The organism is uncultured Roseibium sp. (assembly GCF_963675095.2).
In the GTDB taxonomy this organism is placed as follows: domain Bacteria; phylum Pseudomonadota; class Alphaproteobacteria; order Rhizobiales; family Stappiaceae; genus Roseibium.
Map to the genome: position 1 here is coordinate 47,676 of NZ_CAXXSJ010000035.1, position 14,219 is coordinate 61,894.

General features: G+C 60.7%; 16 protein-coding genes. 3 read left to right on the forward strand and 13 right to left on the reverse strand.

What is annotated here, in order from left to right; genetic code table 11:
• Positions 1 to 19 precede the first annotated feature (19 nt).
• From ABIN98_RS13980 to ABIN98_RS13995, 4 genes are all read right to left on the reverse strand, one after another.
• A complete protein-coding gene (locus ABIN98_RS13980) occupies positions 20 to 637 on the reverse strand; it encodes a GNAT family protein (RefSeq protein WP_346910884.1) in 618 nt (205 codons plus the stop codon).
• A complete protein-coding gene (locus tag ABIN98_RS13985; RefSeq protein ID WP_394701503.1) occupies positions 523 to 1,962 on the reverse strand; it encodes a M16 family metallopeptidase in 1,440 nt (479 codons plus the stop codon). Before ABIN98_RS13985 ends, ABIN98_RS13980 begins: the two co-directional genes overlap by 115 nt.
• A gap of 36 nt (positions 1,963 to 1,998) precedes the next feature.
• The gene (gene thrC / locus ABIN98_RS13990; protein ID WP_346910859.1) at positions 1,999 to 3,405 is read right to left on the reverse strand and encodes a threonine synthase; all 1,407 of its coding nucleotides are present in this window, start codon (positions 3,403 to 3,405) and stop codon (positions 1,999 to 2,001) included.
• Positions 3,406 to 3,571: 166 nt separating this feature from the next.
• Entirely contained in the window at positions 3,572 to 4,168 is a 597-nt protein-coding gene (locus ABIN98_RS13995) for a YqgE/AlgH family protein (RefSeq protein WP_346910861.1), read from the reverse strand.
• Between the two features lie 191 nt (positions 4,169 to 4,359).
• Between ABIN98_RS13995 and ABIN98_RS14000 the strand changes: the two genes are divergently transcribed.
• Together ABIN98_RS14000 and ABIN98_RS14005 are read left to right on the forward strand one after the other, a co-directional pair.
• Positions 4,360 to 5,190, forward strand: coding sequence for a protein-disulfide reductase DsbD domain-containing protein (locus tag ABIN98_RS14000; RefSeq protein ID WP_346910863.1), 831 nt, complete (start codon positions 4,360 to 4,362; stop codon positions 5,188 to 5,190).
• 99 nt (positions 5,191 to 5,289) lie between these two features.
• Entirely contained in the window at positions 5,290 to 5,772 is a 483-nt protein-coding gene (locus ABIN98_RS14005) for a peroxiredoxin (protein WP_346910865.1), read from the forward strand.
• 58 nt (positions 5,773 to 5,830) lie between these two features.
• On the opposite strand, the gene ABIN98_RS14010 is transcribed toward ABIN98_RS14005, so the two are convergent.
• The 8 genes from ABIN98_RS14010 to coxB all read right to left on the reverse strand — a co-directional run bounded on the left by ABIN98_RS14010 (position 5,831) and on the right by coxB (position 12,509).
• Positions 5,831 to 6,538 carry an SURF1 family protein gene (locus tag ABIN98_RS14010; RefSeq protein WP_346910886.1) on the reverse strand — a complete coding sequence of 236 codons (708 nt, stop codon included), beginning with the start codon at positions 6,536 to 6,538 and terminating at the stop codon, positions 5,831 to 5,833.
• Positions 6,539 to 6,596: 58 nt separating this feature from the next.
• On the reverse strand, positions 6,597 to 6,989 hold the full coding sequence (locus ABIN98_RS14015; protein WP_346910867.1) for a DUF983 domain-containing protein: 393 nt from the start codon (positions 6,987 to 6,989) through the stop codon (positions 6,597 to 6,599).
• Positions 6,990 to 7,091: 102 nt separating this feature from the next.
• On the reverse strand, positions 7,092 to 7,964 hold the full coding sequence (locus ABIN98_RS14020; RefSeq protein ID WP_346910869.1) for a cytochrome c oxidase subunit 3: 873 nt from the start codon (positions 7,962 to 7,964) through the stop codon (positions 7,092 to 7,094).
• Between the two features lie 50 nt (positions 7,965 to 8,014).
• The gene (locus ABIN98_RS14025; protein WP_346910871.1) at positions 8,015 to 8,629 is read right to left on the reverse strand and encodes a cytochrome c oxidase assembly protein; all 615 of its coding nucleotides are present in this window, start codon (positions 8,627 to 8,629) and stop codon (positions 8,015 to 8,017) included.
• A gap of 8 nt (positions 8,630 to 8,637) precedes the next feature.
• Positions 8,638 to 8,793, reverse strand: coding sequence for a hypothetical protein (locus ABIN98_RS14030; protein ID WP_346910873.1), 156 nt, complete (start codon positions 8,791 to 8,793; stop codon positions 8,638 to 8,640).
• A 7-nt stretch (positions 8,794 to 8,800) separates the two neighbouring features.
• Positions 8,801 to 9,739 (reverse strand): heme o synthase, encoded by a 939-nt coding sequence (gene cyoE, locus ABIN98_RS14035; protein WP_346910875.1) that lies wholly within the window; start codon positions 9,737 to 9,739, stop codon positions 8,801 to 8,803.
• 140 nt (positions 9,740 to 9,879) lie between these two features.
• Positions 9,880 to 11,526 (reverse strand): cytochrome c oxidase subunit I, encoded by a 1,647-nt coding sequence (gene ctaD / locus ABIN98_RS14040; RefSeq protein WP_346910877.1) that lies wholly within the window; start codon positions 11,524 to 11,526, stop codon positions 9,880 to 9,882.
• An 86-nt stretch (positions 11,527 to 11,612) separates the two neighbouring features.
• Entirely contained in the window at positions 11,613 to 12,509 is an 897-nt protein-coding gene (gene coxB / locus ABIN98_RS14045) for a cytochrome c oxidase subunit II (protein WP_394701504.1), read from the reverse strand.
• Between the two features lie 623 nt (positions 12,510 to 13,132).
• Here coxB and ABIN98_RS14050 point away from each other — a divergent pair.
• Positions 13,133 to 13,606: an invasion associated locus B family protein gene (locus tag ABIN98_RS14050; RefSeq protein ID WP_346910889.1), complete on the forward strand. Its 474-nt coding sequence runs from the start codon at positions 13,133 to 13,135 to the stop codon at positions 13,604 to 13,606.
• 54 nt (positions 13,607 to 13,660) lie between these two features.
• On the opposite strand, the gene ABIN98_RS14055 is transcribed toward ABIN98_RS14050, so the two are convergent.
• Positions 13,661 to 14,219 (reverse strand): NAD-binding protein (locus ABIN98_RS14055; RefSeq protein ID WP_346910878.1); only part of this gene is annotated, 559 nt, incomplete at its 5' end.

Genomic DNA, 14,219 nt, shown 5'->3' on the forward strand with positions numbered 1-14,219 from the left:
TATCGGGTTGCGCCGCATGTCACAAGATTTCTTTCATTGTTCTCCCACCCGACATGATGGGCGGTTCGCAAGCAAGCGCATGATCTTCGGCAAGACAGGCAAACAAAAGATGATCCTGCCATTTACCGTTGATCAGCAAATATTTGCGGGCATAGCCTTCGCGCCGAAATCCGGCTTTTTGAAGGAGATGGATGGAAGGGTCATTGTTGGGCAGGCAGGCGGCCTCCACCCGGTGCAGCCCCAGGACATCGAAGCAGTAGGGCAGGACCAGACTGACAGCATGGCTCATGTGGCCGTTTCCGGCGAAGGGTGCACCCATCCAGTACCCCATGGTGGCGGACTGGCACACGCCCCTGCGGATGTTGGAGAGTGTCAGGCCGCCGAGCAGTTCGCCTGTTCGCATACTGAACAACAAGAAGGGATAGCTGCGTCCGTCACGCCGGTCCCTGGCGTATTTCCTCAAGCGGCGGCGAAAACCTGACTTTGTCAGGTCGTCTCTCGGCCACAGGGGCTCCCAGGGTCTCAGGAATTCGCGGCTCGCGGCCCTGAGTTCGGCCCAGGCGCGAAAGTCGCCGATGACGGGCGGGCGCAGATAGTGGGTGCTCGATTCGATGCGGGGCTCGGCTTCCAGCGCGATCGTGGAGCGCAAGAGTGACATGCCTGACGTCCCCTTTCCTGGACCTCGACCTCCTGAATGAGATCGCGCCCTACATCGATACCGCTTTCAACAGCGGTGCGTTCAGCCGTTGTGAAATCTCTTCGAGCACTCATTATATCGCCAACCGGGCCGACGGCCGTCAGGGTTGGCGTCGATCCGGTGAATGTTTCATGAGCCACGCGGCGAATGTCGGCCGCCGTCACGGCTTCGATCTTTTCGGAAATTTCCTCAAGGGTCAGCGTGCGGCCATGGACGAGGATCTGCCGGGCGATCTGTCCGGCCCGGGCTGCCGGGCTTTCCAGCGCCATCATCAGACCTGCCCTGATCTGGGCACGGGACCGGGCGACCTCTTCGTCGGTGACCGTTTCGCAGGCCGACTTCAGTTCATCGACGATCGCCGGCATCAGTTCGGCGATGTCTTCCTGGCTCGTCGCCGCATGCAGCCCGAACAGGCCGGTGTCGGAGAACGCCCAGTGGAAACTGTAGATCGCGTAGCACAGACCCAGCTTTTCGCGGATTTCCTGGAACAGCCTGGACGACATTCCGCCGCCGAGCACGGAGGCCAGGATCTGGATCGCGTAATAGTCCGGCGACTTGTACTGCCTACCCTCGAAGCCGATCAGGATCTGCGCTTCCATCAGATCCTTCTGCAGCTTCTGTTCGCCGCCCCGATACTGGGCCCGGGTTCCGTTTTCCGCCGGCTCGGAGCCGATAGCGGTAAACTTTTCCTCGGCCAGGGCGACCAGGACATCATGGTCAACGGCACCGGCGGCGGACAGGATCATGTCCGGTCCGCGATAACGGGAGCGAAGATAATGGTTCAAGGCGTCCCGGCTGAACCCTTTGACCGTCTCCGGCGTGCCGAGGATTGGCCGGCCGATGGCCTGATCCGGCCAGGCGGTGTCCTGAAACAGGTCGAAGGCCTGATCTTCCGGAGAATCGTGCGCGGCCCCGATCTCCTGCAGGATGACGTGCTTCTCGCGCGTCAGCTCCTCCTCATCGAAGGTGGAATTCTGCAGGATATCCGACAGAAGCTCGACTGCGAGCGGCAGGTCTTCGGCCAGAATCCGGGCGTAGTAATTGGTGTGCTCTATGCTGGTGGCGGCATTCAGTTCGCCGCCGACCGCCTCAATCTGCTCGGCGATCTCGCGCGCCGACCGGGACAGGGTCCCCTTGAAGGCCATATGTTCCAGCAGATGCGTAATGCCGTTCTGGTCCAGGTTCTCCGCCCTGGATCCGGTTCTCACCCAGACCCCAAGGGCTGCCGTCTTCAAATGGGGCATCCGGTCGGTGACGACCGTCATGCCATTTGAAAGTGTGCTTGTCCGGACCTCCATCAATCAAACCCCGCTATGTACGGCGCGGGCATGGGTCTCGATATGCCTTTCCACCGCCGACTGGTCGGCCGCAAGGACCTGCTGGCGCTCTTCCGCCGTCATCATCGGCTGAAGTTCGGCCGGCAGTTCCGGCCGGACACCGCAGGCTGCTTCCACCGCATCCGGGAATTTCGCCGGATGCGCCGTGCCGAGCACGATCATGGGCACGCCGTCGTGGGCATGATCCCTGGCGACATGGACCCCGATTGCCGTATGCGGATCGAGTAAATAACCGCTGCCCTTCAACGTGTCGGCGATGGTCGCAGCCGTCTCTGCCTCGTCGCAGCGCCCGGCGGCAAACCGTTCCCGGATCTTCGCCAGCGGAGCGTCGGCAATGGTGAAGCTGCCGGACTGACCAAGGCGGTTCATCAGCCCGCGCACGGCCTCTCCGTCATGACCGTAGACTTCCGACAGGAGGCGCTCGAAATTGGAGGAAATCTGGATATCCATGGACGGAGACGTGGTCGCCGTCACCCCGCGCATTTCGTAAGATCCGGTCTCCAGCGTGCGGGCCAGAATATCGTTGACGTTGGTCGCCACCACCAGCTTCTCCACCGGCAGGCCCATTTTCATGGCGGCATAGCCGGCAAATATATCGCCGAAATTGCCGGTCGGAACGGTGAAGGACACCGGGCGGTGCGGGGCGCCTAGGGCCACGCCGGAAACGAAATAATAGACAATCTGCGCCAGGATCCGCGCCCAGTTGATCGAGTTCACGCCGGACAGCGCCACCCGGTCGCGGAAGGCGAAGTTGTTGAACATGCCTTTGACGATCGTCTGGCAGTCGTCGAAATTTCCGCTGAGGGCCAGGGCATGGACGTTGGCTTCCGACGGCGTCGTCATCTGCCGCCGCTGCACCGGCGATACCCGGCCGTCGGGGAAGAGGATAAAGACGTCCGTGCGTTCCCGTCCGCGGAAGGCCTCGATGGCGGCACCGCCGGTGTCGCCGGACGTGGCGCCCACGATGGTCGCCCGCAGGCCCCGCTCGGTCAGGACATGATCCATCATCCGGCCGAGGAACTGCATCGCCACATCCTTGAAGGCGAGCGTCGGGCCATGGAACAGTTCCAGGACGAAGGCATTCGGTGCGATCTGCACCAGCGGTGTTACGGCCTCGTGGCGAAATTCCGCGTAAGTGTCCGCGATCATCTTGCGGAGCTTGTCGGCCGGAACGGCGTCGCCGACGAAGGGCGCGATGACTTCGAACGCAACATCCGCGTAAGGCTTACCGGCAAAGGAAGCGATCTTGGCCGCGTCAAAGCTCGGCCAGGATTCCGGCAGGTAGAGCCCGCCGTCCCGTGCCAGGCCTTGGAGAAGAACGTCTGAAAATCCAAGGACAGGTGCTTCGCCACGCGTACTGAAATATCTCACCGCGCCAATTGCCTCCAAACTCTCTTTCGTCCCGGAAACAACGCGCTTCCGGTTTTCGCTCACCCTAAATCAAACTTTGCCGGATTTAAAACAAAACCATAGGCCTGTCAGGGGTAAGTTGACCCCGACAGTGGATTTTTCGTTTGAAGAATTGGCCCTTCCCGGTTCAGGCGTGACCGGCGTCGCCGAACAGCATGGCCGGATCGATACCGATCGACATCAGCGCGCGCTGCCATTTGTCGTCATAGACCGGATCGAGAACGAGCTGCGGGTTTGCCGGACAGGTGAGCCAGCCGTTCGCCTGGATTTCATTCTCAAGCTGCCCGGGCGCCCAGCCGGAATAGCCGAGCGCAAGCATCGCCTGCTCCGGCCCGCCGCCTTCGGCCATGGCCTTCAGGATTTCCAGGGTCGCCGTCAGACAGATGCCGTCGGCGATGCACAGCGTCGAGCGTTCGATGACGAAATCGTCGCTGTGGAGCACGAACCCGCGTTCGACCTCGACCGGCCCCCCCTTGTGGACATTCATCTCGCGGATTTTCGACGGCAGACGGATCGCAGTTTCGTCATCGAGGATGTTGAGCTGGATCAGCAGTTCCTCCAGGGACAGGTGACGAGCAATCTGGTTCAGGATCAGACCCATCGCTCCCTGTTCGGAATGGGAGCACAGATAGATAACGGAGTGATCGAACCGCCCGTCCATCATGTTCGGCATGGCAACCAACAGCTGCCCCTCAAGAGAATCCGCGGTCGACTGATCCGTCATCTACACCTCACCGGTTGATCACTCCCAAACTCCAGCGCGCGACGTCACCCTAACCTGTTCCATCGCGATTGTTAACGCCTTCCGACGCGGTTCGACCATGCAATGTGCTCACGTCTCTGTCACACCGAAATGACCGGATTGCGTTTAGCCTTCCCGTGACGCCGTTTGTCCCATGGTGTAGATATTCGATCATGAAAACCCGACTTTTCCTCCTCTTCGCCTCACTTTGGCTTGCAAGCCAGCCCGTTAAGGCAGCGACCACGGACTGGGTCTCTGTCACCGGCGGCGCGGTAAGGCTGATAACGTCAGGCCCCTTGGAAAACGGAGCCTATCGCGCGGGCCTGGAATTTTCCCTAGACCCCGGCTGGCATACATACTGGCGTTATCCGGGCGAGGCCGGTGTTCCGCCGACCTTCGATTTTTCCGGCTCACAGAACCTTGCCGGGACGAAGGTCAGCTATCCGGCACCCGGACGCTACAACGACGGTTTTTCCACCTCGATCGTCTATGACGAGAACGTCGTGCTGCCGATCCTGATTACGCCGAAGGATCCCCAAGCCCCTGTGCGGTTAAAGGCATCCCTGTTCTTCGGGATTTGCAAGGATATCTGCGTGCCCGGCGACGGGGAGTTCGACCTCACGCTGGAACCGACGGCCCCTGAAGACAAGGTCTCCGCGTTGCTGATCGACCGTGACCTGGCGCTGGTGCCTCAAACTGTAGAAGGACCTGCTTCCGGGATCGTTTCCATTGCGAGTGAGCCCGGCAAGAACGCTCCGGTTTTGAAGATCACGGCCAAGGTCGATCCGGACACATCTGAACCCGGGCTTTTTGCCGAAGGACCGGAAGGCTCCTATATCGGCGTCCCTGCCCTTCAGTCACGGGTTGGAAGCACGGCGGTCTGGACGCTTTCGACCAACGGGCTGGCGCGGACCGACGGAGGCTCCGATCTGACGCTCGTTCTTGTCGACGGCGACAAAGCGGTGGAAAGCCGGCACGCACTCTCGGCGGACCTGCTGAATTAGCAGCTCGTCGATACAGATTTATTCGCATCGGACCTCGACGTAGGCCATGCCAGGCCCTAAGTCGTATTACTGACTTCAGACACTTGGGGAGATACCTGAATGACCATCAAAGTCGGCGACAAAATTCCGCAGGCCAAATTTCATCACATGACGGCGAATGGCCCGGGCGAAACCAGCACGGACGACGTCTTCGCCGGCAAGACCGTCGTGCTCTTTGCCGTGCCCGGCGCCTTCACGCCCACCTGCCACATGAACCACCTGCCCGGCTTCGTGGAACATGGCGACACCATCAAGGCCAAGGGTGTCGATACCATTGCCGTGCTTGCGACCAACGACCTGTTCGTCATGGACGCATGGGCCAAGGCGACCAACGCCAACGGCAAGATCGAATTCCTGTCCGATACCTCCGGCGACTTCGTCAAGGAAATCGGCCTGTCGATGGAAGCGCCGATCCTGGGCCACACCCGCGCCCAACGGTTCGCGCTGATTGCCAAGGACGGCGTCGTAACCTATCTGGGCACCGAAGACGGCCGGGAAGTGACCCAGTCCGGTGCAGCCGCCATTCTTGAGGCGCTTTCCTGAACCATAAACCAGACGGTTCGTCCGAATTGAAAACGGGGACCTAAGCGTCCCCGTTTTTTTATGCCCGCGCTCGGCCGAGGAGGCTCACCGCATAGGTGAGGAAGACACCGACCAGGGTCGCGGCAAGGCCGAACCAGGTCAAGGCATAGCCCAAGTGATCGTTCTTGAACTTCACGATCGTCTCGCCGGCCTGGGGCAGGCCCGAGGCCGGTGTAAACGTCGCGTCCAGATCGATGCTGTACGGGGCGATCTTCTCGTCCGGCACGCCCAGCACGGCGGCCATGTCGTCGGTGTCCCGCGCGAACCAGGTCCGGTTTTTCACATCGGTTTCCGGGGTCGCCCAGTTCGGTTTTTCGGACCGGCGCAACACGCCTTCGATACGCATCGTTCCAGGCGGCGGCGTCAAGGCGGCCGACCTGACCTCCGTGGGCGCATCCTGCGGAACAAAACCCCGGTTGACCATGACAAGCCAGCCGTCACCGGTCTCAAACGGGCTGTAGACGAAGTATCCCGGTCCGGAATATCGGCCTTTCGCCGGAGAGAGCGCGATATAGTACAGCGCAGCACCCTCCAGAAACCGGCCGCTGGTCATGACATGGCGGTAATCGGCGTCTTCCATGTCCATTGCCGGCCAGCGATCCGGCCCCGGAGCGGGCACCGGATCGAGCCGAAGGTCCTCGGCGACCTTGGTGATCAGGGCTTCCTTCCAGGCCAGACGATCGAGCTGCCAGAAACCGAGCTTCAATAGGATGGCCAACGCGCACACCGTCGCCAGAAAGGGCCACAGTAATTTTCTGAAAGGACTGCTACTTCCAACGGCCGTCTTACTGGTCAAGACGGCCCTCCTCGGCATTGTGCTTGTACTGCATGGCGATCAGGACACCCTTCAGGGGGCGCAGAACACCTCCCGCCAGAATGACCGTCAGCGGCAGCCAGACAACGAGGTGAACCCAGATCGGCGGTTGGAAGGCGAGTTCCACGGCGAGCACCAGACCGACGATGATGAACCCGACGATCATGATGACAAACACGGCCGGACCGTCGCCGCTGTCGGCGAAGTCGAAGTTCAGACCGCAGTTGCGGCAGGACTTTGCGATGGTGAGAAATCCGGAAAACAGCCTTCCCTGGCCGCAACGGGGACAGCGTCCGGACAGACCGGCTGAGATCGGGTTGACCGGCGGATAATGGGCTTTATCTGTCACGTCTGAGCCTTTCATAAGCTTTCGACCGGCCCCCACCGTTTCGAACTGTGTTGTCAAACGACAAGCGCCCGATCCTTTGCGTGGACCGGGCGCCTGGCAATTTCTCTTGTGCCCGGATCAGTGGGCGGCAGGCACGCCCGCACCCCAGACGTAGATGGAGGCGAACAGGAACAGCCAAACCACGTCAACGAAGTGCCAGTACCAGGCTGCGGCTTCGAAGCCGAAGTGCTTTTCGGGGGTGAAGCCGCCGTTCAAAGCACGGATCAGACAGACCAGCAGGAAGATCGTACCGACGATCACATGGAAGCCGTGGAAGCCGGTCGCCATGAAGAAGGTCGCGCCATAGATGTTGCCGCCGAAGTCGAAGGCAGCATGTGCGTATTCGAATGCCTGAGTCATGGTGAACACAACGCCAAGCAGGACGGTCAGCGTCAGGCCCCATTTCAGGCCCTGGCGATCGTTGTGCAGCAGCGCGTGGTGGGCCCAGGTCACGGTCGTGCCCGAGGTCAGCAGGATGATCGTGTTCAGCAGCGGCAGGTGCCAGGGATCGAAGGTTTCGATACCTGCCGGGGGCCAATGGCCGCCGGTCACTTCGGCGCGGGTGAACTGGATCGCCTCTCCGGAAAACAGGGACGCGTCGAAATAAGCCCAGAACCACGCAACGAAGAACATCACTTCCGAAGCGATGAACAGGATCATGCCGTAGCGCAGATGGAGCGAAACGACGCGCGTGTGATGGCCTTCCCCGCCTTCACGGATCGTGTCACGCCACCATCCGAACATGGTGTAGAGCACGATCAGCAGGCCAACCGCAAAGATACCCCAGCCGGTCAAGTCGATACCGAAAATGGAGAATTCCTTGTCCTGAAGGCCTTTCATCCAGCCAATGGCGCCAATGGCCATAACGAAAGCGCCGACCGAGCCGGTAAACGGCCACGGACTGGGCTCGACCAGATGATAGTCGTGATTTTTGGTGTGTGCCTCAGCCATAGGCGTGCTCCCCAGAGTTCCCAAATACCGTCGCGTCCATCGCCACGGTTCTATAGCCTATCTTCCGCGACCGGACCATTTTGGGTCCGCGCCGCAACTGGTTTAACCGGTTCTTCGACCGGGTAAAATGTATATGACAACGTGATTTCCTTCACGTGTGTCAGATTCGGATCCTTCGCCATTTCAGGATCGACGAAGAAGACAACGGGCATTTCCGCTGTTTCGCCTGCCTCGAGAGCCTGCTCGGTAAAGCAGAAGCACTGGATCTTGTTGAAATAGGATCCGGCCTCATTCGGCGTGACATTGAAAACCGACGTGCCGATGGTCCGGTGGTCCGCATCATTGGTGGCCAGATAGATCATCTGGGCCGTTTCGCCCATTTTCAGTTTGACGGTCTTTATCTCGGGCTTGAACGTCCAGTGCAATCCCGGATTGACATTGCCGTCGAGCCGAACCGTGATTTCACGGTCGATGATCACATCGGAGCCGGCTTCGGCCCGTTGGGTCGTGCCGCCATAGCCGGTCACCTGGCAGAAAAGCTGGTAAAGCGGGACCGCGGCGTAGGCCGCACCGATCATCGAGACGAACAGGCCAAAGCAGACAAGACCGACGATCCGGTTCCGGCGCGCAGACTGATCAGACTGTGGGGCGGGGCGGTTGGTCATATCGATCCTCACAAAGGCCTGGTGAGAACGTCAGGCCCCATCTTCACGATGGTGACCACGTAAAACAGAACAACCAGCGCGGCAAGCACAAGCGCGATCGCGATCGACCGCGATCGACGGTTCTTCTGCTGCTTCTCGGTCAATTTCACGCCATTGTCTTCCATGACCACCTCAGACCAGCCGTGCCAGAAGGTTTTCGCCAAGAAGAAGAGCGAAAATCAGGAAGAGATAAAGGATCGAATAGCTGAAGAGCCGAACCGCGGCCTTGCGCGCGGCGTCGCCTTCGCGCTTCCGCCAGACGTTGAAGGCGAGCGCAACGAACACGGCACTCAAGACAGACGACACGGCGCCATATACCGGGCTCGCGAAACCGAGCAGATACGGACTGACCACGATCGGCGCAAGGATGACCGCATAGGCGAGGATCTGCGTACGGGTGGATGATTCGCCCGCCACGACCGGCATCATCGGGATACCGGCGGCCCGGTAGTCGCCACTCTTGAACAGAGCCAGCGCCCAGAAATGGGGCGGCGTCCACATGAAGATGATCAGGAACAGGACCAGGCTTTCCAGGCTGACATTGCCGGTCACGGCCGCCCAGCCGATCATCGGAGGGAAAGCGCCGGCCGCGCCACCGATGACGATGTTCTGCGGCGTGGAGCGCTTCAGCCACATGGTGTAGATCACCACATAGAAGAAGATCGTAAAAGCGAGAAAGGCCCCGGCGAACCAGTTTACCACGAGACCAAGCGTCAGGACGGAACCGAGCGAGAGCGTCAGGCCGAATGCCAGGGCCTCGTCCGGAGTGATCTTGCCTGCGGGTATCGGACGCTTCTGGGTGCGCGACATGATGCGGTCGATATCGGCATCATACCACATGTTCAGCGCTCCGGAGGCGCCGGCGCCGATAGCGATGCACAGAAGGCCTACGCCCGCCAGAACCGGATGAATCTGGCCAGGCGCGAGCATCATGCCGACGAAGGCCGTGAAGATCACCAGCGACATGACACGCGGCTTCAACAGCGCGATGTAGTCGCCGACCGATCCCATTCCGCCGTCCCAGGTGGCGTCTTCTCCGGTCATCATTTCGTGGCGCTCTGCGAGCGACATGCGGCCTATCCTTATTCTCTTCCCAAACCGGCAGCAGTTTGTTCGCCGGTGTTTTTATGTTGCGGCACCGCGCCGGACAGCGCGATGCCGAATGTCGGGTCCGGCCGGCGGGTCCTTCGGGATCCACCGGCCGTTTGCCGTTACTTGATGCGCGGCAGCGTCTCGAACTGGTGGAACGGCGGCGGGGACGACAGGGTCCACTCGAGCGTCGTTGCACCTTCGCCCCACGGGTTGTTTCCGACGGCACGCTTCTTGGCGAAGGCCTCGAAGATACCGAAGAGGAACACCAGAACCGCGAAGGCCGAGATGTAGGAACCGATGGAGGATACCTGGTTCCAGCCGGCCAGCGCATCCGGGTAATCGATGTACCGGCGCGGCATGCCGGCGAGGCCCAGGAAGTGCTGCGGGAAGAAGACCAGGTTCACGCCGATGAAGGTGATCCAGAAGTGCAACTTCCCGATCGTCTCATTGTACATGTAACCGAACATCTTCGGGAACCAGTAGTACCAGGCCGCGAAGATCGCGAACACGGCGCCGAGCGACAGAACGTAGTGGAAGTGAGCCACAACGTAGTAGGTGTCGTGCAGAGCGCGGTCGAGACCGGCGTTGGCGAGCTGCACCCCGGTCACACCACCAACGGTGAACAGGAAGATGAAGCCGATTGCCCAGACCATAGGCGTGCGGAACTCGATGGAGCCGCCCCACATGGTGGCGATCCAGGAGAAGATCTTCACGCCGGTCGGCACCGCGATGACCATGGTGGCCGCAACGAAATAGGCCTGCGTGTCGACCGACATGCCCACCGTGTACATGTGGTGCGCCCACACGATGAAGCCGACGACACCGATGGCGACCATGGCATAGGCCATGCCGAGGTAACCAAAGACCGGCTTGCGGGAGAAGGTGGAAATGATGTGGCTGATGATGCCGAAGCCCGGCAGGATCAGGATGTACACTTCCGGATGGCCGAAGAACCAGAACAGGTGCTGGAACAGGATCGGGTCACCGCCGCCGGCCGGATCGAAGAACGTCGTCCCGAAGTTGCGGTCCGTCAGCAGCATGGTGATGCCACCGGCCAGAACCGGCAGGGACAGGAGCAGCAGGAACGCGGTGATCAGCACGGACCAGGCGAACAGCGGCATCTTGTGCAGGGTCATGCCCGGCGCACGCATGTTGAAGATCGTGGTGATGAAGTTGATCGCCCCGAGGATCGAGGAGGCACCGGCAATGTGCAGCGACAGGATCGCCATATCCATGGCCGGCCCGGGCTGACCGCTGGTCGACAGCGGCGGGTAGATGGTCCAGCCACCGCCCACACCGTAGGCGCCAGGCGCGCTCGGCATGAAGGCCGAGAGCAGCAGCAGCAGGAACGCCGGCGGCAGGAGCCAGAAGGAGATGTTGTTCATGCGCGGGAATGCCATGTCCGGCGCGCCGATCATGATCGGAACGAACCAGTTGGCAAAGCCGCCGATCAGGGCCGGCATGACCATGAAGAAGATCATGATGAGGCCGTGCGCCGTCGTGAAGGCATTGAACATGCTCTTGCCGGCGTCGATGGCCGCATCGCCTTCGGCGCCGTAGACCATGGATGCGAGACCGTGGAAGATCTGAATGCCCGGCTCGGCCAGTTCCCACCGCATCATCACGGACAGGAAACCACCGATGATGCCCGCCATGATCGCGAAGATCAGGTACATCGTGCCGATGTCTTTGTGGTTTGTCGAATAAACGTAGCGGCGCCATCCTGTCGGATGATCGTGCGCTGCGTGGGCGTCGGTCGCAGCCATGCTTGTGCTCCCTCGTAGATTTCACACGCTGCGCGCCTGTTTGCCCTGAGCGCGCAGCTTCCCCAGTTTCAATGCCGTCCGGAAGCTTACCGTGCGGCGACCTTCATATTCGCCGCAGTGGTGTCGGCAGCGGCAGACTTGCGCGCGGCATCGATCGAGGCCATCAGCTGCTCGTTTGCCACATCGATGTCCTCCTTGGCCGCCTCGACCCAGGCATCATACTGCTCCTGGGTGACGACACGGATGGCGATCGGCATGTAGGCATGATCCTTGCCGCAAAGCTCGGAGCACTGGCCATAGTAGACACCGGTGCTGCGGGCACGGAACCAGGTTTCGTTCAGTCGTCCCGGTACGGCATCCACCTTCACGCCGAATGACGGCATGGCGAAAGAGTGCAGAACGTCCGCGGCGGTCACCTGGACACGCACGGTCTTGTCCACCGGAACAATCATCGAATAGTCGACAGCCAGAAGACGCGGCACCTGCGACAGCTCGACACCACGGGCCTCGGCGACTTCCTTGCGCTCGTCGTCGCTCAGCATGATGGAATCGAAGCTCACATCCTCCATGCCTTCATCGGCGTATTCATATCCCCAGTACCACTGGTAGCCGGTCACCTTGACCGTCATGTCGTATTCCGGGATGTCGAGCTGCTTGAAGAGCAGGCGGAACGACGGAATTGCGATCACGACAAGGATCAGGATCGGCACGATCGTCCAGACCACCTCGATCATCGTGTTGTGCGATGTCCGGGACGGGGTCGGATTGGCCTTGGAATTGAACCGCACCATCACGATCACCAGCAAGGCCAGGACGAACAGCGTGATGACGGTGATAATTCCGAGTGTCAGACTGTTAAACGCATGGATGCCGTCCATGACCTCGGTATCGGACGCCTGCAGCCCGAGCTGCCACGGCTTGATTCCGGACTCAGCCAGAACCGCCCCAGTTGAAGCGGTCAGTGCAGCCGCACCGCCCGTCAGCTTCATGAGACGCTTGAGGATAGCCTTCACGTCTTCGCTCCCTTCCCTCTTAATCCGCCACATCCCGGGCGGACCACGCATGCCTATTTCCCGGACCGAAAAGCCCGCTCAACATTTAGGCAGTACCCTGCCAAAGAAACGGCACTCCAATCCGGATTTGCCGCATCATAACCACAATCGCCAATGTAGCGCGATCTCGCCCGTAGCTGGAGCGGCGATCTGCCGCATGCATCATACTAGAGGCTTAATGCCGCACAAAAAACACAACAATCGGCTATCTGCAATGGTGTTGCGGGTAATTATTTCACGGCGGCCCGCGCCTCTCTAGTTGATATTTATCAATGACTGACCGAATTCTGCTAAAAAACCAAGGAATATGCTGTCGACAACGCCTACGGGCTGGTCATGGACACCCTGTTACGGCAATGTCGCCGATGAAATCTGACGCTGATTCGTCTTCCGGATACCGGTTGATAACCGATGTGATCCGGATCGGAATAGACTGGCGCAATTGACTGGAGGAATCTTTGTCGATCCGTTCGTTGCAATACCGTACCGCATTTCTCCGGACGCTGGCCGGGCCTTACGGCAAAAAACTGTGCAAGCCACTGCTGGCCGTGAGCATGGTCGCGGCAGGCCTTACGGCTTCCGTACCGCCGGTGGCGGCTCAAGGCGAAGTCAAAGCCACCCACGGCGACTGGCAGATGCGGTGCGATACGCCGCCGGGTGCCACAGGCGAGCAATGTGCCCTGATCCAGAACGTGACGGCCGAAGACCGCGAAAACGTGGGCCTGTCGGTCATCGTCCTGAAGACCGCCGACAAGCAGGCACGTATCCTGCGGGTCCTCGCCCCCCTCGGCGTGCTGCTCCCCTCCGGGCTGGGGCTCAGGGTGGATGACGCTGATATCGGACGGGCGGGGTTTGTCCGCTGCCTTCCCAACGGCTGCATTGCAGAGGTCATCCTGGAAGATGCACTGCTGGCCAAGCTGAAAGCCGGCGGACAGGCGACCTTCATCATTTTCCAGACACCGGAAGAAGGCATCGGCATCCCGATCTCCCTGAACGGATTTTCCGCGGGCTTCGACGCCCTGCCCTGACACGTGCACCCGAACGGACGTGAAGGCACCGGCCGCTTGCCCTTGCGGACGGGTTCAGGCAGATGAACCGGCGTTTTCTTCCTCGCCGACGCTGGACTTGCGACGCGGTGTGACCCCGTGAAGACGGTCGGTCCCCGCGAAGGGTCCGTCGGTCAATTCCATGGCGAGACGTTCCTTATCGCGGCGGCGGACGTCTTCCTCGATCTGGGCGATGCGGTCGGCGGGAATGCCGAGCCTTTCAAGGGCCGCCTTTCCGAAGGCAACGCTCGATTCGAATGTTTCCCTGATCTGATAGTCGACGCCCAGTTTCGTCAGCACGAGCGCATGCGCCCTGTCCGTCGCCCGGCAGAACAGGGCCGCTTTCGGGAACCCTTCGCGCAACAGTCCGATCGATCGGCTCATCACACGGTCATTTTCGATGCACATCGCGATCAGGGCCGCCTTGCCCGCGCCCGCGGCAGCAAGAACGTCGGCACGCGTGGCGTCGCCGTAATAGACCTTGTAGCCGAGCTTGCGCGCATAGGCGATCCGGTCCGGGCGGTTGTCGATCGCCGTGATTTCCAGGCCTTCCGATGTCAGGATCTGCGCGACCATCATCCCGAACCGACCGAAG